The organism is Streptomyces sp. NPDC030798 (assembly GCF_055572275.1).
In genome coordinates, this window is record NZ_JBVIDR010000007.1 from 123,291 (window position 1) to 145,729 (window position 22,439).

General features: G+C 73.0%; 17 protein-coding genes and 1 pseudogene. 9 read left to right on the forward strand and 9 right to left on the reverse strand.

The features are described 5' to 3' along the window. The first annotated feature begins 8 nt into the window (after nt 1-8). The 5 genes from trpM to lgt all read left to right on the forward strand — a co-directional run bounded on the left by trpM (nt 9) and on the right by lgt (nt 4,455). Nucleotides 9-203, forward strand: a complete 195-nt coding sequence (gene trpM / locus ACZ404_RS17870; protein WP_468440852.1) for a tryptophan biosynthesis modulator TrpM — start codon at nt 9-11, stop codon at nt 201-203. Between the two features lie 206 nt (nt 204-409). Next, on the forward strand, nt 410-1,693 hold the full coding sequence (gene trpB, locus ACZ404_RS17875; RefSeq protein ID WP_468440854.1) for a tryptophan synthase subunit beta: 1,284 nt from the start codon (nt 410-412) through the stop codon (nt 1,691-1,693). After that, nucleotides 1,690-2,508, forward strand: a complete 819-nt coding sequence (gene trpA, locus ACZ404_RS17880) for a tryptophan synthase subunit alpha (RefSeq protein WP_468440856.1) — start codon at nt 1,690-1,692, stop codon at nt 2,506-2,508. Before trpB ends, trpA begins: the two co-directional genes overlap by 4 nt. A 78-nt stretch (nt 2,509-2,586) precedes the next feature. After that, the gene (locus tag ACZ404_RS17885; RefSeq protein WP_468440858.1) at nt 2,587-3,363 is read left to right on the forward strand and encodes a DsbA family protein; all 777 of its coding nucleotides are present in this window, start codon (nt 2,587-2,589) and stop codon (nt 3,361-3,363) included. An 84-nt stretch (nt 3,364-3,447) separates the two neighbouring features. Next, nucleotides 3,448-4,455, forward strand: a complete 1,008-nt coding sequence (gene lgt / locus ACZ404_RS17890; RefSeq protein WP_468440860.1) for a prolipoprotein diacylglyceryl transferase — start codon at nt 3,448-3,450, stop codon at nt 4,453-4,455. Between the two features lie 79 nt (nt 4,456-4,534). Here the strand turns inward: lgt and ACZ404_RS17895 are convergent, their stop codons facing one another. From ACZ404_RS17895 to ACZ404_RS17925, 7 genes and pseudogenes are all read right to left on the reverse strand, one after another. Next, entirely contained in the window at nt 4,535-5,347 is an 813-nt protein-coding gene (locus ACZ404_RS17895; protein ID WP_468440861.1) for an HpcH/HpaI aldolase/citrate lyase family protein, read from the reverse strand. Next, on the reverse strand, nt 5,344-6,546 hold the full coding sequence (locus ACZ404_RS17900; RefSeq protein WP_468440863.1) for a CaiB/BaiF CoA transferase family protein: 1,203 nt from the start codon (nt 6,544-6,546) through the stop codon (nt 5,344-5,346). Before ACZ404_RS17900 ends, ACZ404_RS17895 begins: the two co-directional genes overlap by 4 nt. Further along, nucleotides 6,543-7,436, reverse strand: coding sequence for a ribokinase (rbsK, locus tag ACZ404_RS17905; protein WP_468440865.1), 894 nt, complete (start codon nt 7,434-7,436; stop codon nt 6,543-6,545). Before rbsK ends, ACZ404_RS17900 begins: the two co-directional genes overlap by 4 nt. Further along, a complete protein-coding gene (locus ACZ404_RS17910; protein WP_468440867.1) occupies nt 7,433-8,794 on the reverse strand; it encodes an ADP-ribosylglycohydrolase family protein in 1,362 nt (453 codons plus the stop codon). Before ACZ404_RS17910 ends, rbsK begins: the two co-directional genes overlap by 4 nt. After that, complete coding sequence (locus tag ACZ404_RS17915; protein ID WP_468440869.1) at nt 8,782-9,966, reverse strand: ADP-ribosylglycohydrolase family protein; 1,185 nt, start codon at nt 9,964-9,966, stop codon at nt 8,782-8,784. The genes ACZ404_RS17910 and ACZ404_RS17915 overlap by 13 nt, the downstream gene beginning before the upstream one ends. 8 nt (nt 9,967-9,974) lie before the next feature. Next, on the reverse strand, nt 9,975-11,093 hold the full coding sequence (locus ACZ404_RS17920; protein WP_468440871.1) for an ADP-ribosylglycohydrolase family protein: 1,119 nt from the start codon (nt 11,091-11,093) through the stop codon (nt 9,975-9,977). 983 nt (nt 11,094-12,076) lie between these two features. Beyond that, nucleotides 12,077-13,099: pseudogene (locus ACZ404_RS17925) on the reverse strand (ADP-ribosylglycohydrolase family protein); the annotation flags it as partial. A 247-nt stretch (nt 13,100-13,346) separates the two neighbouring features. On the opposite strand from ACZ404_RS17925, the gene ACZ404_RS17930 reads away from it, so the two are divergent. Beyond that, a complete protein-coding gene (locus ACZ404_RS17930; RefSeq protein WP_468440873.1) occupies nt 13,347-14,078 on the forward strand; it encodes a VIT1/CCC1 transporter family protein in 732 nt (243 codons plus the stop codon). 306 nt (nt 14,079-14,384) lie between these two features. Here ACZ404_RS17930 and ACZ404_RS17935 read toward each other — a convergent pair whose 3' ends face one another. Then, nucleotides 14,385-14,537, reverse strand: a complete 153-nt coding sequence (locus ACZ404_RS17935; protein ID WP_468441389.1) for a hypothetical protein — start codon at nt 14,535-14,537, stop codon at nt 14,385-14,387. On the opposite strand from ACZ404_RS17935, the gene gltB reads away from it, so the two are divergent. Together gltB and ACZ404_RS17945 are read left to right on the forward strand one after the other, a co-directional pair. Continuing rightward, nucleotides 14,479-19,071 carry a glutamate synthase large subunit gene (gene gltB, locus ACZ404_RS17940; protein ID WP_468441369.1) on the forward strand — a complete coding sequence of 1,531 codons (4,593 nt, stop codon included), beginning with the start codon at nt 14,479-14,481 and terminating at the stop codon, nt 19,069-19,071. The genes ACZ404_RS17935 and gltB overlap by 59 nt on opposite strands. Then, a complete protein-coding gene (locus tag ACZ404_RS17945; RefSeq protein WP_468440875.1) occupies nt 19,064-20,527 on the forward strand; it encodes a glutamate synthase subunit beta in 1,464 nt (487 codons plus the stop codon). The genes gltB and ACZ404_RS17945 overlap by 8 nt, the downstream gene beginning before the upstream one ends. 146 nt (nt 20,528-20,673) lie before the next feature. On the opposite strand, the gene ACZ404_RS17950 is transcribed toward ACZ404_RS17945, so the two are convergent. After that, complete coding sequence (locus tag ACZ404_RS17950; protein WP_468440877.1) at nt 20,674-21,549, reverse strand: rhomboid family intramembrane serine protease; 876 nt, start codon at nt 21,547-21,549, stop codon at nt 20,674-20,676. A 141-nt stretch (nt 21,550-21,690) separates the two neighbouring features. Here ACZ404_RS17950 and ACZ404_RS17955 point away from each other — a divergent pair, with 141 nt between their 5' ends. Next, complete coding sequence (locus ACZ404_RS17955) at nt 21,691-22,422, forward strand: VWA domain-containing protein (RefSeq protein WP_468440879.1); 732 nt, start codon at nt 21,691-21,693, stop codon at nt 22,420-22,422. Nucleotides 22,423-22,439: the final 17 nt, after the last annotated feature.

A 22,439-nucleotide genomic window follows, 5' to 3' on the forward strand; every position in this document is an offset into this window, starting at 1 on the left:
GTCCGCCGATGACGCTCTCGATCACTACGCCGGCGATGCGGGACCCCTATGCCCGCCTCGCCCGGGGCTGCCGGCCCCGGGGCTGCCGTGCGCCCGCGCGGCGGGTGCACGGGCGGCGGGTGCGGTATGTGATCGGGGACGAGCCCGGGCAGGTGAACGGGATGCGATGGCGTGGCCGTGCGTTGTCACCTGCGGTGAGCTGAGCCGGTCCTCCCACGCCGGTCGACCTGTGCTCCTCGTTGCGCCCGGACCACCAGGGGCTCCGCCCCCCCCGCACCCCGGGCCTTTGCCCACTCCGGCCTTCCCGACAGCATGGGGAGGGTGGTGGGAAAGCACCGTCAGGGCAGCGCACGCGTATTCGTACCCCAAGTCCAGCTACCCGGGGCGTACGCCCCTGCGAGGTATCCGCATGCCCAGCGAGTTCTTCATCCCTGACCCCACCGGCCAGGTGCCCAGCGCCGAGGGCTACTTCGGCGCGTTCGGCGGCAAGTTCATCCCGGAGGCCCTCGTCGCCGCCGTGGACGAGGTCGCCGTCGAGTACGACAAGGCCAAGGCCGACCCCGAGTTCGCCCGCGAGCTCGACGACCTGCTCGTGAACTACACCGGCCGGCCCAGCGCCCTCACCGAGGTGCCGAGATTCGCCGAGCACGCCGGCGGTGCCCGGGTCTTCCTCAAGCGCGAGGACCTCAACCACACCGGGTCCCACAAGATCAACAACGTGCTCGGCCAGGCCCTGCTCACCAAGCGCATGGGCAAGACCCGCGTCATCGCCGAGACCGGCGCCGGCCAGCACGGCGTCGCCACCGCCACCGCCTGCGCGCTGTTCGGCCTCGCATGCACCATCTACATGGGCGAGATCGACACCGAGCGCCAGGCCCTCAACGTCGCCCGCATGCGCATGCTCGGCGCCGAGGTCGTCGCCGTGAAGTCCGGCAGCCGCACCCTGAAGGACGCCATCAACGAGGCGTTCCGGGACTGGGTCGCCAACGTGGACCACACCCACTACCTGTTCGGCACCGTCGCCGGACCGCACCCGTTCCCGGCCATGGTCCGCGACTTCCACCGGGTCATCGGTGTGGAGGCGCGGCGCCAGCTGCTCGAACGCGCCGGGCGCCTGCCCGACGCCGCCATCGCCTGCGTCGGCGGCGGCTCCAACGCCATCGGCCTCTTCCACGCCTTCATCCCCGACGAGGGCGTCCGCCTCATCGGCTGCGAGCCGGCCGGACACGGTATCGAGACCGGTGAGCACGCCGCCACCCTCACCGCCGGTGAACCCGGCATCCTGCACGGCTCCCGGTCGTACGTCCTGCAGGACGAGGAGGGCCAGATCACCGAGCCCTACTCCATCTCGGCCGGCCTGGACTACCCGGGCATCGGCCCCGAGCACTCCTACCTCAAGGACTCCGGCCGCGGCGAGTACCGCGCGGTCACCGACGACGCGGCCATGCAGGCCCTGCGCCTGCTGTCCCGCACCGAGGGCATCATCCCGGCCATCGAGAGCGCCCACGCCCTCGCCGGCGCCCTGGAGGTCGGCCGGGAACTGGGCGAGGACGGGCTCATCGTCGTCAACCTGTCCGGCCGCGGCGACAAGGACATGGACACCGCGGCCCGCTACTTCGGCCTCTACGACACCGACGCCCAGGTGGCCGCCAACGAGGCCGACACCGCCGAGATCGAGGGGGACGCCAAGTGAGCGGGAACGTGCAGCTGCTGACCGACACCCTCGCCGCCGCCAAGGCGGACGGGCGCGCCGCGCTCATCGCCTACCTCCCGGCCGGGTTCCCGACCGTGGACGGCGGCATCGAGGCGATCAAGGCCGTCTTCGACGGCGGGGCGGACGTCGTGGAGGTGGGGCTGCCGCACAGCGACCCCGTCCTCGACGGCCCCGTCATCCAGACCGCCGACGACATCGCCCTGCGCGGCGGCGTGAAGATCGCCGACGTCATGCGGACGGTCAAGGAGGCCTTCGCGGCCACCGGCAAGCCCGTCCTCGTCATGACGTACTGGAACCCCATCGACCGCTACGGCGTCGAGCGCTTCACCGCCGAGCTGGCCGAGGCGGGCGGCGCGGGCTGCATCCTGCCCGACCTGCCCGTCCAGGAGTCGGCGCTGTGGCGGGAGCACGCCGACAAGCACGGCCTCGCCACCGTCTTCGTCGTCGCGCCCAGCAGCAAGGACGCGCGGCTCGCGCAGATCACCGCGGCGGGCAGCGGCTTCGTCTACGCCGCCTCCCTCATGGGCGTCACCGGCACCCGCGAGTCCGTCGGCGCGCAGGCCCAGGACCTGGTCGGGCGCACCCGGGCGACCGGCACCGAGCTGCCCGTGTGCGTCGGGCTCGGCGTGTCCAACGCGGCCCAGGCCGCCGAGGTCGCCGGCTTCGCCGACGGCGTCATCGTCGGCTCGGCGTTCGTGAAGCGGATGCTGGACGCCCCCGACCACCCCTCCGGCCTGGAGGCGGTGCGGGTGCTCGCCGGCGAGCTGGCGAAGGGCGTGCGCGGACAGGCGTAACACCCCAATTCGGTCACTCGAACGGGTGGACATCGGGCCGGGGAGGCGCGCTGCGCCTCCCCGGTTCGTTCTGGGGGTGTGAGCGAGAAGAACCGTGACGGAAAGCGCACCGCCCGGGAGCGGCTGGCGGTCGAGCGCGCGAAGCAGAAGGCCGCGGAGAAGCGACGGCGCACGCTGATCGTGGGCGCGAGCGTCGTCTGCGTCCTCGGCCTCGCGGCGGTGATCGGCGTGATCGCCGCCAACGCCGGCAAGAACAAGGGAAGCAGCAGCGCGGGCCCGGTCGTGGCGCCCTCGGGCGCGCAGGGCAAGAACAGCCTCGCGATCCCGGTCGGCAAGGACGGCGCCAAGTCGACGCTCACGGTCTGGGAGGACTTCCGCTGCCCGGCCTGCCAGGCCTTCGAGACGAGATACCGCTCGACGCTGCACGAGCTGACCGACTCCGGCAAGCTCAGGATCGAGTACCACCTGGTCCGCCTGATCGACGGCAACACGGGCGGGCGCGGCTCGCTGCACGCGGCCAACGCGGCGGCCTGCGCCCAGGACGCGGGCAGGTTCCGCGACTACCACGACGTGCTGTACGACAACCAGCCGCCGGAGACCACCGACGCCTTCGCGGACGACGCCAAGCTGATCGACCTGGCGCGCAAGGTGAAGGGCCTGGACACCCCCGCGTTCCAGAAGTGCGTCAAGGACGGCACCCACAACAGCTGGGTGGACAAGAACCACCAGGCCTTCCAGGACGCCCGCTACGGCGGCACGCCCACCGTCCTGTTCGGCGGGAAGAACATCTACGAGGACCAGACGCTGACCCCGGACAAGCTCAAGCAGATGGTGGAGGCGGCCGACCGCGGGTAAGGGCGTTTCTCACGTGCCCGTTATGGAGCCGTAGCCGGGCTGCCTGCCGTGCTCGCGGCCCGGCACGGTAGCGTCGACCCTGCCATGGAACTTGCCTACATTCCCAGCCCGTCGCGCGGGGTGCTGTACCTCGGCCCCATCCCGCTGCGCGGTTACGCCTTCTGCATCATCATCGGCGTCTTCGTCGCCGTCTGGCTCGGCAACAGGCGGTGGGTCGCCCGCGGTGGCCGCGCCGGCACGGTGGCCGACATCGCGGTCTGGGCCGTGCCGTTCGGCCTGGTCGGCGGCCGGCTCTACCACGTGATCACGGACTACGAGCTGTACTTCAGCAAGGGCCGTGACTGGGTGGACGCCTTCAAGGTGTGGGAGGGCGGCCTGGGCATCTGGGGCGCCATCGCCCTGGGCGCGCTCGGGGCGTGGATCGGGGCGCGGCGCCGGGGCATCCCGATGCCCGCGTACGCCGACGCCGTCGCGCCCGGTATCGCCCTCGCACAGGCCATCGGCCGCTGGGGCAACTGGTTCAACCAGGAGCTGTACGGGCGCGAGACGCACGTTCCCTGGGCGCTGCACATCACCTCCTCCGAGGGCGGCCGGGTGCCGGGGTACTACCACCCGACGTTCCTGTACGAGTCGCTGTGGTGCATCGGCGTCGCGCTGCTCGTCATCTGGGCCGACCGCCGCTTCACGTTGGGCCATGGCCGGGCCTTCGCGCTGTACGTCGCCGCCTACTGCGTGGGCCGTGGCTGGATCGAGTACATGCGCGTCGACGACGCCCACCACTTCCTGGGCATCCGCCTCAACGACTGGACGGCGCTGATCGTCTTCCTGCTGGCGGTGACGTACATCGTGGTCTCGGCGAAGAAGCGCCCGGGCCGCGAGGCCGTGGTCGAACCCGGCGCCTCCGACGACGCCCCTGCCGAGGGCGCCGAGGAGACGGAGCACAAGGCTGCCGCCGAGACGGAGTCTGCCGAGGCCGAGGCCCACGACAAGGCCGAGGCAAAGGCGCAGGACAGCCCGCAGGACAAGGCGCAGGACGCGGCGGAGGGCAAGGCCGAGCCGGAAGCGGTGGAGGCCGAGCCGAAGAAGAGCTGACCGGGCTGTACGACGCCGAGGGCGCCCCGCACGTGTGGGGCGCCCTCGGCGTGTGCCGGCAGGCGGGCCGCGCCGATGGTCAGCGCCGGTGGGACAGCGACAGGGTCCTGTGGGCCGCTGTGACCACCGCCGTGTCGATGAAGCGGCCGTTGGGGAGGGCCTGGGCACCCTGGTGGGTGGCGGCTGCCTTGATGATCGTCTCCGCTTCCTCGATCTCCGCCTCCGTCGGCAGATAGGCCCGCTCGATCACCGGGAGCTGCCGGGGATGGATCGCCGCCCGCCCCAGGAAGCCCAGCGCGCGGCCGTGGGCGCAGGACGCGGTCAGGCCGTCGAGGTCACGGATGTCGGGGTGGACGGACTGGGCCGGCGGCGCGAGTCCCGCCGCGCGGGCCGCCACGACCACCCGGGAACGGGACCAGTCGAGGCCCGCGTCGGCCCGTACCCCCAGGTCGGCCCGGAGGTCGGCCTCGCCGAGGGAGATGCCCCGCAGGCAGGGGTGGGCGGCGGCGATCTCGTACGCCCGCTCGATGCCGAGGGCCGTCTCCAGCAGCGCGTACAGCGGGCGCCGGGTGGCCGCGGCGGCCTCCCGCACCTCCTCCGGCCCCGTCACCTTGGTCAGCCGCAGCCCGGACACGCCCGGCAGGGCGGCGAGCGCGGCCAGCTCCGCCGCCGCCCACGGTGTGTCCAGCGCGTTGAGCCGCACATGCACCGGGACCGGCTGGGGGTCGGCAAGGAGGTCGGCGGTGGCGCAGCGGGCGTACTCCTTGCGGTCGGGGGCGACCGCGTCCTCCAGGTCGATCACCACCACGTCGGCGCCCGCCGCCAGCGCCTTGGTCACGACGTGCGGCCGGTCCCCGGGGACGTAGAGCCAGGTCAACGGGAAGGGGGTCACAGGGCGCCCTCCTCGCGCAGGGCGCGCAGCTCGGCCGGGGTGAGGCCCAGTTCGGTGAGCACCGCCTCCGTGTCGGCGCCGTGCGGCCGGCCGGCCCAGTGGATCGCGCCGGGGGTGGAGGAGAGCCGGAAGAGGACGTTCTGCATGCGCAGCGGGCCCAGCTCCGGGTCGTCGACGGTGGTCACCGTGCCCAGGGCCTGGAACTGCGGGTCCGTCATGACGTCCCGGACGTCCTGCACCGGGGCCGCCGCCGCCTCCGCCTTCTCGAAGGCGGCGAGCACCTCGGCGCGGGTGCGGGCCGCGATCCAGGAGCCGACCGCCTCGTCCAGTACATCGGCGTGCGCGGCCCGCTGCGCGCCCGTGGCGAACCAGGGCTCCTCGATCAGCTCCGGGCGGCCCACCAGCCGCATCACCCGTTCCGCCACGGACTGCGCGGAGGTGGAGACGGCGACCCAGCAGCCGTCGGCGGTGCGGTAGAGGTTGCGCGGCGCGTTGTTCGCGGACCGGTTGCCGGTGCGCTCCTGGACATGGCCGAGCTGGTCGTACCAGGTGAGCTGCGGGCCCAGCACAGCGAGCATCGGCTCGACGATGGCCAGGTCCGCGACCTGCCCCTCGCCGGTCCGCTCCCGGGCGGCCAGTGCCGTCAGCACGGCGTACGCCGTCGCCAGCGCCGCGACGGAGTCCGCGAGCCCGAACGGCGGGAGCGTCGGAGGCGCGTCCGGTTCACCGGTGAGCGCGGCGAAGCCGCTCATCGCCTCGGCCAGCGTGCCGAAGCCGGGCCGGTGCGCGTAGGGGCCGAACTGCCCGAAGGCGGTCACCCGGGCGAGGATCAGCCGGGGGTTCGCGGCGGACAGCTCGGACCAGCCCAGGTTCCACTTCTCCAGGGTGCCGGGGCGGAAGTTCTCGATCACCACGTCGGCGGTCGCGGCGAGCCGGAGCAGGGTCGCGCGGCCGCCGGGCGTGGACAGGTCCAGGGTGATGGCGCGCTTGTTGCGCCCGAGCACCTTCCACCACAGGCCGACGCCCTGCTTGGCCGGGCCGTGCCCGCGGGAGGGGTCGGGCCGGTCCGGGTGCTCCACCTTGATCACCTCGGCGCCGAAGTCACCGAGCAGGGTGGCGGCCAGGGGGCCGGCGAACAGGGTGGCCAGATCCAGGACGCGCAGGCCGTCGAGGGGCTGCGCACGTGCCGTCGTCCTCATGCGGTGTACTGCGCGTCGATCTCCGGGCGGTACGGCATCGACGCCGACGCCCCCGCCCGCTGCACGGACAGGGCCGCCGCGGCCGCCGCCCAGGACAGGGCCTCGCGCACCGGTTTCTCCTCGGCGAGGGCGACCGCGAGCGCACCGGCGAAGGTGTCACCGGCGCCGGTGGAGTCCACGGCCCGCACCTGCGGCGCGGGCACCACCAGCGGCTCCGCGCCCCGCGCCAGGTACAGGCTGCCGGTCGCCCCCAGGGTGACGACGACCTCCGGCACCAGCTCCAGCAGCGCGGCGGCCGCCTCCCGCGGGTCGGTCCGGCCGGTGAGGGTGACGGCCTCGTACTCGTTGGGCAGCAACAGCTCCGTCGCCGCGAGGAGTTCGGGTGGCAGCGGCTGGGCGGGGGAGGGCGTGAGGACGGTACGGACACCGTGCCGGCGGGCCGCCTCGGCGCCCGCGACGACCGCGGCCAGGGGAATCTCCAGCTGGAGCAGCAGGGCGTCCGCGGAGGCGATCACCCCCTCGTCGCCGGGGGAGAGGTGGTCGACGGTGCCGTTCGCGCCGGGGATGACGACGATGGAGTTGCCGCCCTCGTCGTCCACCACGATGTGCGCGGTGCCCGACGGGCCCTCGACCGTGCGCAGGGAGTCGGTGTCCACACCCGAGTGTTCGAGGGTCTCGCGCAGCCGCGCGCCGAACCCGTCGTTGCCGACCGCGCCGATCATCGACACGGTGGCGCCGGCGCGGGCCGCGGCGATGGCCTGGTTGGCGCCCTTGCCGCCCGGGATCGTACGGAACTCCCGTCCTGTCACGGTCTCGCCGCGCTGCGGAGCCTTGCCGACGTACGTGACGAGATCCATGTTCGTGCTGCCGAGGACGGCGATGTGGGTCATGGGCGGGTCGCCTCCAGGTGCGTGAGGTGGGCGAGGGTGTCGAAGCCGGTGCCGTCGAAGTCGGCGACGGTGGTGGCGAGCCGGTTCTTCAGCGGCGCCCGCCAGCGGTCGGGCAGTGCCTCCGGGCCGCCCGCGAGGAGACCGGCGATGCTGCCGGTGGTCGCGCCGCCCGAGTCTGTGTCCCAGCCGCCGGACACCGCCCGGCAGACGGAGCCGGAGAAGTCGCCGTCGGCGTGGGTGAGGGCGGCGACGGTCAGCGCGGTGTTGGGGATGGCGTGGACCCAGTGGTGGGTGGCGGCGTAGGTGGCGTGGAGCGCGTCCACGACGTCGTCGAAGTCCGGGTGCCGGGCGGCCACTTCGAGCGCGTGGTCGATCGCCTTCGCCAGGCGGGAGCGGGGCGGGACCACCGCGCGGCCGGTGCGCAGGCAGGCGTGGACGTCCTGGGTGCCGGTGGCCGCGGCGGCGAGGACGGCGGCCGTGAACATCGCCGCGTAGACGCCGTTGGCGGTGTGGGTGAGGGCCGCGTCCCGGTACGCCTGCTCCGCGGCGGCACCTGGGTCGCCCGGGTTGGTCCAGCCGTGGACGTCCGCGCGGATGAGGGCGCCGATCCACTCGCGGAACGGGTTGCGGTGGCGGGCGGTGTGCGGGGGCTCGATGCCGCTGAGGAGGTTGCGGAAGGCGACGCGCTCGGCGGTGAAGGTGCGCCCCGGCGGGAGTTCGTCGAGCCAGAGCCGGGCCACGTCGGCGGTGGTGAAGGTCCTTCCGTGGCGCTGGAGCAGCAGCAGGTTGATCAGGGGGTAGTTGAGGTCGTCGTCCTCGGGCATGCCGTCGATGTTCTCGGCGAGGGAGGTGCCGGCCGAGCGGCGGTTCCAGGGGTGCGCGTCCAGCAGGTCGCGGGGGACGCCCTTCGCCGTGAAGTAGCCGGTGAGCGGCCAGTTGCCGGACGCCCGGGCCAGGGCGCGGATGGCGTCGAGGGGGAGCTTCTCCACGGGCTTGCCGAGCAGGCAGCCGATGGCGCGGCCCAGCCAGGACCCCTCCAGGGCGAGGGGTGTGGTGCGCGCGCGGCCGGCCGCGGCCGGCCAGTCGGGGCAGGCCGCCCTGATGCCGGCCAGGTCCACCGGCTCGTCCTCGGCCAGCCGGCTGGGCAGGTCGGCCAGTTCGTCCAGCAGATCCTCGGCCAGGAGCCGGAGGTAGCGGGAGGCCCGGTCCGGGGAGGCGCCGGCCCGCTCCGGGGCGTCCAGGCCGCCGGCCGCGCGCCAGCGGGCCTCGATCCGCGAGGGTTCCCGGCCGTCCAGGCGGGCCTGGCGCAGTTCGTGGCCGAGCAGGTCCTCCGGCTGGACCCAGGTCAGTCGCAGCATGCGGTGCCTCCGAGCGCCGCGAAGGCCTCCTCGTGGGCGCGCCGGCGGCGTACGTCCCGGGCGAAGATCTCCCGGGTGACCTCCGCCAGGGCGCGGGCCGGCTCCCACAGGTCCAGCCGGCTGGCCTCCGCCACCGTCTTCGCCCAGTCCTCCGGCACCGGGGAGCCCAGGGCGCCCGCGAGCGCGCCGGCCATCGTGGCGATCGAGTCGCAGTCGCGGCCGTAGTTGACCGAGCCGAGGACCGCGTGCCGGTAGTCGCCGCCGGAGACCACCAGTATGCCGAGCGCGACCGGGAGTTCCTCGATGGAGTGCAGCCGGGAGGGGCGCCGGGCGCCGAGCGAGGGGGCGCGGTAGTCGGGGCCGACCGTGTCGTACGGTTCCACCGCCGCGCGCAGGGGCTGGAGCGCCGACTCGAAGTCGCTGTGGCCGTGCGCCACTTCACAGACCTTCTCGATCGCCGTGCGCGTGCCGTCCTTCGCCAGGGACAGGCAGGCGGCCACCACCGAGTCCGGGGTCGCGCCCGGTGCGGTGGCGGCGGCGACCGCGGCGGCGAAGACCCCGGCTGCCTCGCGCCCGTACGACGACTGGTGGGCGCCCGCGACGTCCAGCGCCTCGGCGTACGCGGCGGCCGGGTGGGCGGCGTTGACCAGGCCGACCGGGGCCATGTACATCGCCGCGCCGCAGTTGACGATGTTGCCGACGCCCGCCTCCCTGGGGTCCGCGTGACCGTGGGCGATGCGGGTCACGAGCCACTTCTCGGCGAGGAAGAGCCGGTGCAGCGGCAGCGTCTCGGTCTCCAGCTCCGGGATCCAGCGCGGGTTCGTCATCAGGTCCGGGACCAGGTGGTCGGCGACCGCGTAGGCGTCGAGGTGGTCGCGGACGCGCTCGTAGACCCGGATCAGCGCGTGGGTCATCAGGGTGTCGTCGGTGACGTGGCCGTCGCCCTTGTGGTACGGGGCGATCGGGCGGGCGGTGCGCCAGGCGTCACCGTGCCAGGGGCCGACGACGCCGTGGACGCGGCCGCCGTGGCGGTCGGTGATCTGGTCGGGGGAGTAGCCCTCGACCGGGCCGCCGAGCGCGTCGCCGACGGCGGCTCCGACCAGGGCCGCGGTGATGCGCTCGTCGAGACTGTGCCGGCCCGGGTCGCCGCATTCTTCTTCTTTGGGCGTCATGCCCCGAATCATCCTCCTGGTCGGGCCCGTTGCGCGGCTTCCAGGAGTCCGGCGAGTTCCACCAGGTCGGTGCCGGTGAGGCGGGGCAGGGCGCAGCCGGAGAGGGTGCGGCAGGCGTCCCGCCAGGTGGCCGGAATCGCCGCGCCGCCGCCCAGCGCGCCGGTGAGGGCTCCGGCGAGGGCGGGGGCGGAGTCGGCGACCCGGGACAGACAGGCGGCGGCCGGCACGGCCTCGGCGATGCGGCCGCGGGCCGCGGTGGCCAGGGCGAGGGCGACCGGGACGGTCTCGGCGGCGGCGATGCCGTAGCTGTAGACGTGGTCGACGATCTGGTGCTCCAGAGGCGGGACCAGGGCGAAGGCCGAGTCGCTGTCCTGGGCGAGGGCGAGGGCGCACCGGGTGTTGCGGCCGATCTCCGTCGCGGCGGGCAGTTCGGCGAGGGCGGCCTTGACGCAGGTGTCCGGCTCCGCGCCGGCGAGGGCGAGCGCGAGGGCCGCCGCCATCGCGCGGGCGCCGTGCACGCCGTCGCCGTCCTGGGTGTAGCGGGCGTCGAACTCGGCGAGGTCGGCGGCCCGTTCGGGATCGCCGGGGTGGGCCACCGCCAGGACGCAGGCGCGGACGCAGGCGGCGTCGTCGAAGTAGTGCGGGTTGTCGTGGCCGGTGGCGGGCGGACGCAGGCCGGTGGCCAGGTTGCCGAGACCGGCGCGGACGGAGATGCGGGCGCGCAGGGGGAGTACGGCGGACTCGATCTCGGGCGCGCGGTCCGCTGCCGCGGCGACTTCGGCGGCCACGGCGGTCCAGGTGAGGTCGATGGCGGCGCGCATCCGGCGTTCCCGGCTGAGGTCGCCGAGGACGTCGTCGGCGCCGGCCCGCAGGACCGCCTCCGCGGCGAAGGCCGCCCACTCGGCGTCGTCGGAGGGGCCGAGGCGGAGGGGCTCGGGGGGCTGGTTGAGGGCGATCGGTACGGGGAGGGTGGTGGTGGCGTTCTGCTCGGCGAAGGTGTCGAGTTCGCGGGTCAGGCGGCGGGTCCACTCGGGCATGCGTGCGGCGCGGTGGCGGGCCGCGGGCCAGCCGGCGGCGTCCCCCGCGGCAAGCCCGAGGAGCAGGCCTTCGATACGGCGCGTCGTCATGCCTCGCCCTCACTGTCCTGCCGCCCGGGACCGCGGATGCCGACCAGGGGACTGCGCCCCCTGGACCCCCGTCCCTCCGTCCGCCCACCACCCGACCCACCGGCACCCGCCGAGGCCACCGGCTCGACCGGAGGAGAGACGGCCGCGGGCGACTCGGGGGCGGCCGGGGGGAGGAGGCGCACCTCCTGGGGAGCGGGAGCGGTCGCGACGAGGGGGAGGGGCGGCTCGGTGGGCGGCGAGGTGGGCGCGACGAGGGGGAGGGGCGGCTCGGTGGGTGGCGAGGTGGGCGCAACGAGGGGTACCGACGGCTCGGTGGGTGGCGAGGTGGGCGCGACGAGGGGGAGGGACGGCTCGGTGGGTGGCGAGGTGGGCGCGACGAGGGGTACGGGAGCCTCGGGCGATTGCAACGTGCCGGGAGGCCCCGCGAGAGCCAACACGACCGGCTCCCGCACCTCCTTGCCCCGCACCTCCGGGTCCTGCGCCTCCGGGTTCGGCATCTCCGGGTCCTGCGCCACCGGGTTCTGCGCCTGCGGGTTCGGCATCTCCGGGTCCTGCGCCACCGGGTTCTGCGCCTGCGGGTTCGGCATCTCCGGGTCCTGCGCCACCGGGTTCTGCGCCTGCGGGCCCGGCATCTCCGGGTCCTGCGCCACCGGGTCCGGCATCTCCGGGTTCGGCGCCACCGGGCCGGGCGCCACCGGGTCCAACACCTTCGGATCGCGCGCCAGCAGCTCCCGCGCCACCGGCTCCCGTACGCCCCTGTCCGCTACCGCGTCCCGCGTCTCCGGGTCCGCCGTCCCCGCCTCCTGCGTGGCCAGGTCCCGCACCTCCGTGCCCCCTCTCCCCGGCTCGGGGAGAACCAGGTCCCGCAGTGCCACGTCCCGTACCACCACGCCCGGTGCCGCCGATTCCCGTACCCCCACGCCCGGTCCCGTCAGGTCCCGTACCCCCCACCCCCGCAGCGCGTCGGCCAGGGAGCCCGGGGGTACGACCTCCGCTCCCCACTTGCCGCCCTCCTCCGGGACCAGGAGTTCCGCCACGTCGAGGATGTGGTGGCCGGCCATGGAGGGGAGGCAGCGGCCGCGGGCCGGGCCGATGGCCGCGGACCAGCCGGGGGGGATGGCGGAGATGCCCTGGGTCGCGCCGGACAGGGCGCCCGCGACCGCCGCCGTCGTGTCGGCGTCGCGCCCCATGTTGACGGCCGTCAGGACCGCCTGGACGAAGTCGCCGTCGGCCGCCGCGTACGCGCCGAACGCGAGGGCGACCGCCTCGGGGGCCAGGTCGGTCCAGGGATAGCCGCCGATGACCACCCCGGAGCGGACCGCGCGTTCGCCGCGGTGCGCCACGGTCACCGCGCGGCGCAGCGAGCGGGCCGTCCAGGAGTCCTCGGGGATCGCGGCGAGGGCCGCGGCGACCACGACGGGCGGGGCCGCCCCCGCCATCGCGGCCGCCACACCCGCCGCGACCGCCTGCCCGCCGTAGATGCCCTCGCCCTCGTGGCTGACCGAACCGTCGATCGCCACCAGCCGGGCCGCCTCGGCCGGCCGCCCGGCGGCGAAGACGCCGAAGGGCGCCGCCCGCATCGCCAGGCCGTCGCTCCAGGCGTGCCGGTGCTGGGCGGAGATGGGTGCCGCGAGGCCGCGGCGGAGGTTCTCCAGGGTGCCCCGCTCGCTGAAGCCCGCGCCCCGGAAGGGCCCCTCGGCCCGGTCGGCGATCCACTCGTGCCAGGCCGCCTCCACATGCGCCGGCGTCAGCGCCGAGCCGTGCCGGGCCAGCAGCAGTCCCGAGAAGATCGCGTACTCGGTGTCGTCCGTTCCGCACGGCCTCTCGGTGACGTACCCGGTGATGCGGCCCCAGCGGGCGCGGATCTCGGACGGCTTCAGATTCTCCGCGGGCGCCCCCAGCGCGTCGCCGACGGCCAGGCCGAGCAGCGCGCCGCGTGCCCGCTCGCGCAGTCCGGCGGCGTCCCCGGGCGCCGGGGCCGGGGGAGTGCAGGCGATGGATGCCATGGGCGGCCTCTCCTTCCTCTGCGGATGTGTCCCACGGCAGCGGCGTCCCCGAGCCTCGGCGGGCCCGGTGTCACCCGGTCGGCATCTGAGCAGCCAGTGACACGGATGAGCACAAACGGGCATACCCGCTGGTTAGCCCAGCCTTTCCTTGCTGGCGGCGAGGGCCTGAACGGCGTAGGTTCAGGAGAGTCGAAAAGTAGAACTCGTCCAAAGTTAGCTTTGGCTAAGCTTTCCTGGGGGACCCCGCATGGCCATCATCGAGACCGAGGCGGCGCTGCACGAGGCGCACCGCGACAACCACACCCACCGCGACGTCAACGGCGGCTGGCTGCGCCCCGCCGTCTTCGGTGCGATGGACGGTTTGGTCTCGAACCTCGCCCTGCTGACCGGTGTCGCGGGCGGGTCCGTCGGTCACCAGACCATCGTCATCACCGGCCTCGCCGGCCTCGCCGCCGGCGCCTTCTCCATGGCGGCCGGTGAGTACACCTCCGTCGCCTCCCAGCGCGAACTGGTCGAGGCGGAACTCGACGTCGAGCGCCGCGAGCTGCGCAAGCACCCGCAGGACGAGGAGAACGAGCTCGCCGCGCTGTACGTGGCCCGCGGCGTCGAGCCGGACCTGGCCCGCGAGGTCGCCCGGCAGCTCTCCAAGGACCCCGAGCAGGCCCTGGAGATCCACGCCCGCGAGGAGCTCGGCATCGACCCCGGTGACCTGCCCTCGCCGCTGGTCGCCGCCGTCTCGTCGTTCGGCTCGTTCGCGCTGGGCGCCCTGCTCCCCGTCCTGCCGTACCTGCTGGGCGCGACCGCCCTGTGGCCCGCCGTGCTCCTCGCCCTCGCCGGCCTGTTCGGCTGCGGCGCGGTGGTGGCCAAGGTGACCGCGCGCACCTGGTGGTACAGCGGGCTGCGTCAGCTCGCGCTGGGCGGTGCCGCGGCCGGTGTGACGTACGCCCTGGGCAGCCTGTTCGGAACCGCCGTAGGATGACCGGAGCGGATCTTATGCGTCGGACCGCATAAGTAGCCGTTACTCGCTGGTTTCAGATGCATGACCACCGGGCATGAGCCGTAAGCACTGTGGGCAATGACGCCTGCGGCGCACTCCCGGGGCGGGCGAAGACGCTCTCCCCGCCCCCTCGGGTCACCGGATGCCGATCTGATCGATCTTGTCCGGTTCGGCCCCCCATACTTTCCGCCGCCGAGTGCGGCACCCGCGCCGTGACCCACGGCGCCCTGCCGCCACCGCGGCGTCCGCATGTTGGAACGGAGTATCCGGTTCCCGAGAATCGCTCCATCATGTAATCTGCACGAAATTTTGCACTTTACGCAGAGGGCCAACGTCGTCCCTCGGCACCAGCACATGCCACATGACGACGACGGGAGAGCCGATGCGTACGCCGCGCCAGCCGTCCCAGCATTCCGCGAATGGCCAGAAGTGGTCGTTCATGGATGCTCGCCCTGCTGCGCAGGGTATGTACGACCCCCGCAACGAGCACGACGCCTGTGGCGTCGGCTTCGTGGCCACCCTCACCGGAGAGGCGAGCCATGCGCTGGTCGAGCAGGCGCTGACTGTTCTGCGCAACCTCGAGCACCGTGGCGCCACCGGCTCCGAGCCGGACTCCGGCGACGGTGCGGGCATCCTCTCCCAGGTCCCCGACGCCTTCTTCCGCGAGGTGGCCGGATTCGAGCTGCCCGCCGCGGGCTCGTACGCCGTCGGCATCGCCTTCCTGCCGGAGGACGGCACCCAGGACGCCGTCTCGACGATCGAGACGATCGCCGGCGAGGAGGGCCTCACCGTCCTCGGCTGGCGCGAGGTCCCGGTCGCCCCCGAGCTGCTCGGCGCCACCGCCCGCTCCACCATGCCGGTCTTCCGGCAGGTCTTCGTCACCGACGGCGCCAGCGAGGGCATCGCGCTGGACCGCAAGGCCTTCGTGCTGCGCAAGCGCGCCGAGCGGGAGGCCGGTGTCTACTTCCCGTCCCTGTCCGCGCGCACCATCGTCTACAAGGGCATGCTGACCACCGGCCAGCTCGAGCCCTTCTTCCCGGACCTGTCCGACCGCCGCTTCGCCTCGGCCGTCGCGCTCGTCCACTCGCGCTTCTCCACGAACACCTTCCCCTCCTGGCCGCTCGCGCACCCGTACCGCTTCGTCGCGCACAACGGTGAGATCAACACCGTCAAGGGCAACCGCAACTGGATGCGCGCCCGCGAGTCGCAGCTCGTCTCCGACCTCTTCGGAGACCGGGGCCTCGAGCGCATCTTCCCGGTGTGCACCCCGGACGCCTCCGACTCCGCCTCCTTCGACGAGGTCCTCGAGCTGCTGCACCTCGGCGGCCGCTCGCTGCCGCACTCCGTGCTGATGATGATCCCGGAGGCGTGGGAGAACCACGACTCCATGGACCCGGCCCGGCGCGCCTTCTACCAGTTCCACTCCACGATGATGGAGCCCTGGGACGGCCCCGCCTGCGTCACCTTCACCGACGGCACCCAGGTCGGCGCCGTGCTCGACCGCAACGGACTGCGCCCCGGCCGCTACTGGGTCACCGACGACGGTCTCGTCGTCCTCGGCTCCGAGGTCGGCGTCCTCGACATCGACCCGGCCAAGGTCGTCCGCAAGGGCCGCCTGCAGCCCGGCAAGATGTTCCTCGTCGACACCGCCGAGCACCGCATCATCGAGGACGACGAGATCAAGCGGACGCTCGCTCAGGAGCAGCCGTACGCGGAGTGGCTGGAGGCCGGCGAGATCGAGCTGGGCGACCTGCCCGAGCGCGAGCACATCGTCCACACCCACGCCTCGGTCACCCGGCGCCAGCAGACCTTCGGGTACACCGAGGAGGAGCTGCGCGTCATCCTCGCCCCGATGGCCCGCTCCGGCGCCGAGCCGATCGGCTCCATGGGCACGGACTCCCCGATCGCGGCCCTGTCCGAGCGCCCGCGCCTGCTCTTCGACTACTTCACCCAGCTGTTCGCCCAGGTCACCAACCCGCCGCTGGACGCGATCCGCGAGGAGCTGGTCACCTCCCTGCGTTCCTCGCTGGGCCCCGAGGGCAACCTGCTGGACCCGACGGCCGCCTCCTGCCGCTCGGTCACCCTGCCCTTCCCGGTGATCGACAACGACGAGCTGGCCAAGCTCATCCACATCAACGCCGACGGCGACATGCCCGGCTTCAAGGCCGCGACCCTGTCCGGCCTGTACCGGGTCTCCGGCGGCGGTGACGCGCTGGCCGCGCGCATCGAGGAGATCTGTGCCGAGGCCGACGCGGCCATCGAGAACGGCGCCCGCCTGATCGTCCTGTCGGACCGGCACTCCGACGCCGAGCATGCGCCGATCCCGTCGCTGCTGCTCACCGCGGCCGTCCACCACCACCTCATCCGCACCAAGCAGCGCACCCAGGTGGGCCTGCTGGTCGAGGCCGGCGACGTCCGCGAGGTCCACCACGTCGCCCTGCTCATCGGCTTCGGCGCCGCCGCCGTGAACCCGTACCTGGCGATGGAGTCGGTCGAGGACCTGCTGCGCGCCGGCACCTTCCTCAGCGGCCTGGAGCCCGAGAAGGCCATCAAGAACCTGATCTACGCCCTCGGCAAGGGCGTGCTCAAGGTCATGTCCAAGATGGGCATCTCCACCGTCGCCTCCTACCGCGGCGCGCAGGTCTTCGAGGCCGTCGGCCTGGACGAGGCCTTCGTCGAGAAGTACTTCAACGGCACCGCCACCAAGATCGGCGGCGTCGGCATCGACGTCATCGCCCGGGAAGTGGCCGCCCGGCACGCCAAGGCCTACCCGGCCTCCGGCATCGCCCCGGCGCACCGCGCGCTGGAGATCGGCGGCGAGTACCAGTGGCGCCGCGAGGGCGAGCCGCACCTGTTCGACCCGGAGACGGTCTTCCGCCTGCAGCACTCCACGCGCACCGGCCGGTACGACATCTTCAAGAAGTACACGTCCCGCGTGAACGAGCAGTCCGAGCGCCTGATGACGCTGCGCGGCCTGTTCGGCTTCAAGTCCGACCGGCAGCCGATCCCCGTCGACGAGGTCGAGCCGGCGAGCGAGATCGTCAAGCGCTTCTCGACGGGCGCCATGTCGTACGGCTCCATCTCCAAGGAGGCGCACGAGACCCTCGCCATCGCCATGAACCAGCTGGGCGGCAAGTCCAACACCGGTGAGGGCGGCGAGGACCCGGAGCGCCTGTACGACCCGGCGCGCCGCTCGGCGATCAAGCAGGTCGCCTCCGGCCGCTTCGGCGTCACCTCGGAGTACCTGGTCAACGCGGACGACATCCAGATCAAGATGGCCCAGGGCGCCAAGCCCGGCGAGGGCGGCCAGCTGCCCGGCCACAAGGTCTACCCGTGGGTCGCCAAGACCCGTCACTCGACGCCGGGTGTCGGCCTGATCTCCCCGCCGCCGCACCACGACATCTACTCCATCGAGGACCTGGCTCAGCTGATCCACGACCTCAAGAACGCCAACCCGGCCGCGCGCATCCACGTGAAGCTGGTGTCCGAGGTCGGCGTCGGCACGGTCGCGGCGGGTGTGTCCAAGGCCCACGCGGACGTCGTGCTCATCTCCGGTCACGACGGCGGCACCGGTGCCTCCCCGCTGACCTCGCTGAAGCACGCCGGCGGCCCCTGGGAGCTCGGCCTCGCCGAGACCCAGCAGACCCTGCTGCTCAACGGCCTGCGCGACCGGATCGTCGTCCAGACCGACGGCCAGCTCAAGACCGGCCGTGACGTGATCATCGCCGCGCTGCTCGGCGCCGAGGAGTTCGGTTTCGCGACCGCGCCCCTCGTGGTCTCCGGCTGCGTGATGATGCGCGTCTGCCACCTGGACACCTGCCCGGTCGGCATCGCCACCCAGAACCCGGTGCTGCGCGACCGCTTCGCCGGCAAGGCCGAGTACGTGGTGAACTTCTTCCAGTTCATCGCCGAGGAGGTCCGCGAGCTGCTGGCCGAGCTGGGCTTCCGCTCCATCGAGGAGGCCGTCGGCCACGCCGAGGTGCTGGACGTCGAGCGCGCGGTGGACCACTGGAAGGCGCAGGGCCTGGACCTGGAGCCGCTGTTCCACGTGCCGGACCTGCCCGAGGGCGCCGTCCGCCACCAGCTGATCGAGCAGGACCACGGCCTGGAGAAGGCCCTGGACAACGAGCTGATCAAGCTCGCGGCCGACGCCCTGGCCGCCTCGGACGCCACCGAGGCCCAGCCGGTGCGCGCGCAGGTCGCCATCCGCAACATCAACCGCACGGTCGGCACCATGCTCGGCCACGAGGTGACGAAGAAGTTCGGCGGTGCGGGCCTGCCCGACGACACCATCGACATCACCTTCACCGGTTCCGCCGGCCAGTCCTTCGGCGCGTTCCTGCCGCGCGGCGTCACGCTGCGCCTGGAGGGCGACGCCAACGACTACGTCGGCAAGGGCCTGTCCGGCGGCCGTGTCATCGTCCGCCCGGACCGCGCGGCCGACCACCTCGCCGAGTACTCGACCATCGCGGGCAACACCATCGGCTACGGCGCCACCGGCGGCGAGCTGTTCCTGCGCGGCCGCACCGGTGAGCGGTTCTGCGTCCGCAACTCCGGCGCGCTGGTCGTCTCCGAGGGCGTGGGCGACCACGGCTGCGAGTACATGACCGGTGGTCACGCGGTCGTCCTCGGCCCGACCGGCCGCAACTTCGCGGCGGGCATGTCCGGCGGCGTCGCCTACGTCATCGACCTCGACCGCGACAACGTCAACGTCGGCAACGCCCGGTCGGTCGAGGCGCTGGACGAGGCGGACAAGCAGTGGCTGCACGACGTGGTGCGCCGCCACGCCGAGGAGACCGGTTCGACGGTCGCCGAGAAGCTGCTCGCGGACTGGGAAGCCGCCGTGGAGCGCTTCAGCAAGATCATCCCCAGCACGTACAAGGCAGTGCTCGCCGCCAAGGACGCCGCCGAGCGAGCCGGTCTGACCGAGACCGAGATCACCGAGAAGATGATGGAGGCGGCGATCAATGGCTGACCCGAAGGGCTTCCTGAACCACGGCCGTGAGGTCGCCAAGTCCCGTCCCGTCGAAGAGCGCGTCAAGGACTGGAACGAGGTCTACGTTCCCGGCTCCCTGCTGCCCATCATCAGCAAGCAGGCCAGCCGCTGCATGGACTGCGGCATCCCGTTCTGCCACAACGGCTGTCCGCTCGGGAACCTGATCCCGGAGTGGAACGACTACGCCTACCGCGAGGACTGGGGCGCCGCCTCCGAGCGGCTGCACGCGACCAACAACTTCCCGGAGTTCACCGGTCGCCTCTGCCCCGCCCCCTGCGAGTCGGCGTGCGTGCTCGGCATCAACCAGCCGCCGGTCACCATCAAGAACGTCGAGGTCTCGATCATCGACAAGGCGTGGGAGACCGGTGACGTCGCCCCGCAGGTGCCCGAGCGCCTGTCCGGCAAGACGGTCGCGGTCATCGGCTCGGGCCCGGCGGGTCTCGCCGCCGCCCAGCAGCTCACGCGGGCCGGCCACACGGTCGCCGTCTACGAGCGCGCGGACCGCATCGGAGGCCTCCTCCGGTACGGCATCCCCGAGTTCAAGATGGAGAAGCGGCACATCAACCGCCGTATCGAGCAGATGCGCGCGGAGGGCACCCGCTTCCGCACCGGCATCGAGATCGGCCGCGACCTCAAGGCGACCGACCTGAAGAAGCGGTACGACGCGATCGTCATCGCCGCCGGCGCGACGACCGCCCGTGACCTGCCGGTGCCGGGCCGCGAGCTCAAGGGCGTCCACCAGGCGATGGAGTACCTGCCCCTGGCCAACAAGGTCCAGGAGGGCGACTACGTCACCACCCCGATCTCCGCCGAGGGCAAGCACGTCGTCGTCATCGGCGGCGGCGACACCGGCGCGGACTGCGTGGGCACCGCCCACCGCCAGGGCGCGGCCTCCGTCACCCAGCTGGAGATCATGCCCCGCCCCAGCGACGAGCGGCACCCGGTCAGCCAGCCGTGGCCGACCTTCCCGATGCTCTACAAGGTCACCTCGGCCCACGAGGAGGGCGGCGAGCGGGTCTACTCCGTCTCCACCACCCACTTCGAGGGCGACGAGGACGGCAACGTCCAGTGGCTGCACCTGGTCGAGGTGGAGTTCGTCGACGGCAAGCTGACCCAGAAGCCGGGTACGGAGCGCAAGATCCCGGCCCAGCTGGTGACGCTGGCGATGGGCTTCACGGGCACCGACCGGGAGAACGGCCTGGTCGAGCAGTTCGGCCTGGAGCTCGACGAGCGCGGCAACATCGCCCGCGACGCCGACTTCCAGACCAACGTCCCCGGTGTCTTCGTCGCCGGTGACGCGGGCCGCGGCCAGTCGCTCATCGTCTGGGCGATCGCGGAGGGCCGCTCGGCCGCCCGCGGCTGCGACCGCTTCCTGACCGGTGCCAGCGACCTGCCGGCCCCGATCCGTCCGACGGACCGCTCGCTGATGGTCTGACGGCACCCGAAGAACCTCCCGTACAACGGCGTACGGGCGGGTCGTCCGGGGGGAGACCCCCGGACCCCGCAGACGGCGCCTGCCCACCTGTCCCCGACCGGACGCTTGGGCAGGCGCCGCCGCATGCCCGGGCCCGGGCCGGCCGGTCAGGCCGTGCCGGACCTCAGCGAGGACACCTTCACCACCGTGAGCACCAGCAGCAGCGCCAGCAGGGCCACGCACACGCCCGCCTGCACCAGGGTCCGGCGGCGGTCCCGGGGGGCGTACGCGTACGCCACCGTCACGGCCGCGCCCGCCAGCAGCCCGCCGAGGTGGCCCTGCCAGGACGTCATCCATGCGGAGATCACCAGCCACAGCAGCAGACCGGTCATGTACTGGTTGACCGCGCGCATGTCGTAGCCGAGGCGGCGGCCCATCACCCAGTACGCGGCGCCCAGGCCGAAGATGGCGCCGGACGCGCCGACCGTCGGCGTCTCGGGGGCGAGCAGCAGCACCATGACCGAGCCGCCCAGCGCCGACAGCAGGTACAGCGCGAGATAGCGCACCCGCCCGAGCTGCACCTCGACCACCCGGCCGACGTTCCACAGCGACAGCATGTTGACCAGGATGTGGGTGATGCCGAACGCGCCCTCGGTGGGCGTCAGATGCAGGAAGGCACCGGTCAGCAGCCGGTACCACTCCCCGTGGGCGACACCCTCCGGCAGATAGCCCGCCGGCACCGTGCCCAGCATGTCGAACCGGTCCTCGACCGAGGGCCGCGCCAGCTCCGCCAGATAGGCGAGCACGTTCAGCCCGATCAGGACGTACGTCAGCAGCGGCACCGCCGTGACCCGGCCGCCGAACGCGGTGCGGGCCTGCCGTACCGTCCGCGCGCCCTCCTTCACGCACTCCACGCACTGGTGGCCGACGGCGGCCTCCCGCATGCAGTCCGGGCAGATGTAGCGCTCGCAGCGGGTGCAGCGGACGTGGGACTCCACCTTGGGATGACGAAAACAGGTGGTCACGGCGGACTCGGCGGTCACGGCCGGCTCCTCGGGGAAGATCGGGACAGGGTGAGCCGGTGGGGACGGCGGCGAACAAAATAGCGAACTCGAGTGACGGCAGCGACGGCCGGGGCCCGGTGATCACGTAGGCTCGACTCCCGGAACGCCAAGGGGGGAACCATGGCCGCGATCAGTCTGCGCAAGGTCGAGGAGACCGCGCCCGCACTCGTCGGGCCGTACCGGTCGGCCGGGGTCTGCCTGCGCAAGCACGGCCTGGACGGCCTGCGGGCCGCCGTCTACCTCGTGGTCGACTACTCGGGTTCGATGAAGCCCTACTACCGGGACGGCAGCGTGCAGGCGCTCGCCGACCGGGTGCTGGGCCTGTCCGCGCACCTGGACGACGACGGCCGGGTGCCGGTGGTGTTTTTCTCCACCGGCATCGACGCGGTCACCGACATCGCCCTCGACGGCCACGAGGGCCGCATCGAGCGGATCGTGTCCGGGCTCGGGCACATGGGCAGGACCAGTTACCACCTGGCGATGGACGCCGTCATCGACCACTACCTCGACAGCGGGGCCACCGACCCCGCACTCGTCGTCTTCCAGACCGACGGCGGCCCGATCAACAAGCTCGCCGCCGAGCGATATCTGTGCAAGGCCGCGAAACTGCCGCTGTTCTGGCAGTTCGTCGGCTTCGGCGACCCGGGCAGCCGCCAGTTCGAGTTCCTGCGGAAGCTGGACGAACTGGCGGTGCCCGGCAAGCGGATCCTCGACAACGCCGGCTTCTTCCACGCCGGCCAGGACCCGCGGCGCGTCTCCGACGCGGAGCTGTACGACCGCCTCGTCGCCGAGTTCCCCCAGTGGCTGGCCGCCGCCCGGGCCGCCGGGGTTGTGGGCGCCGGGCGGGGTTGAGGGTGCCCGCCGTCGGC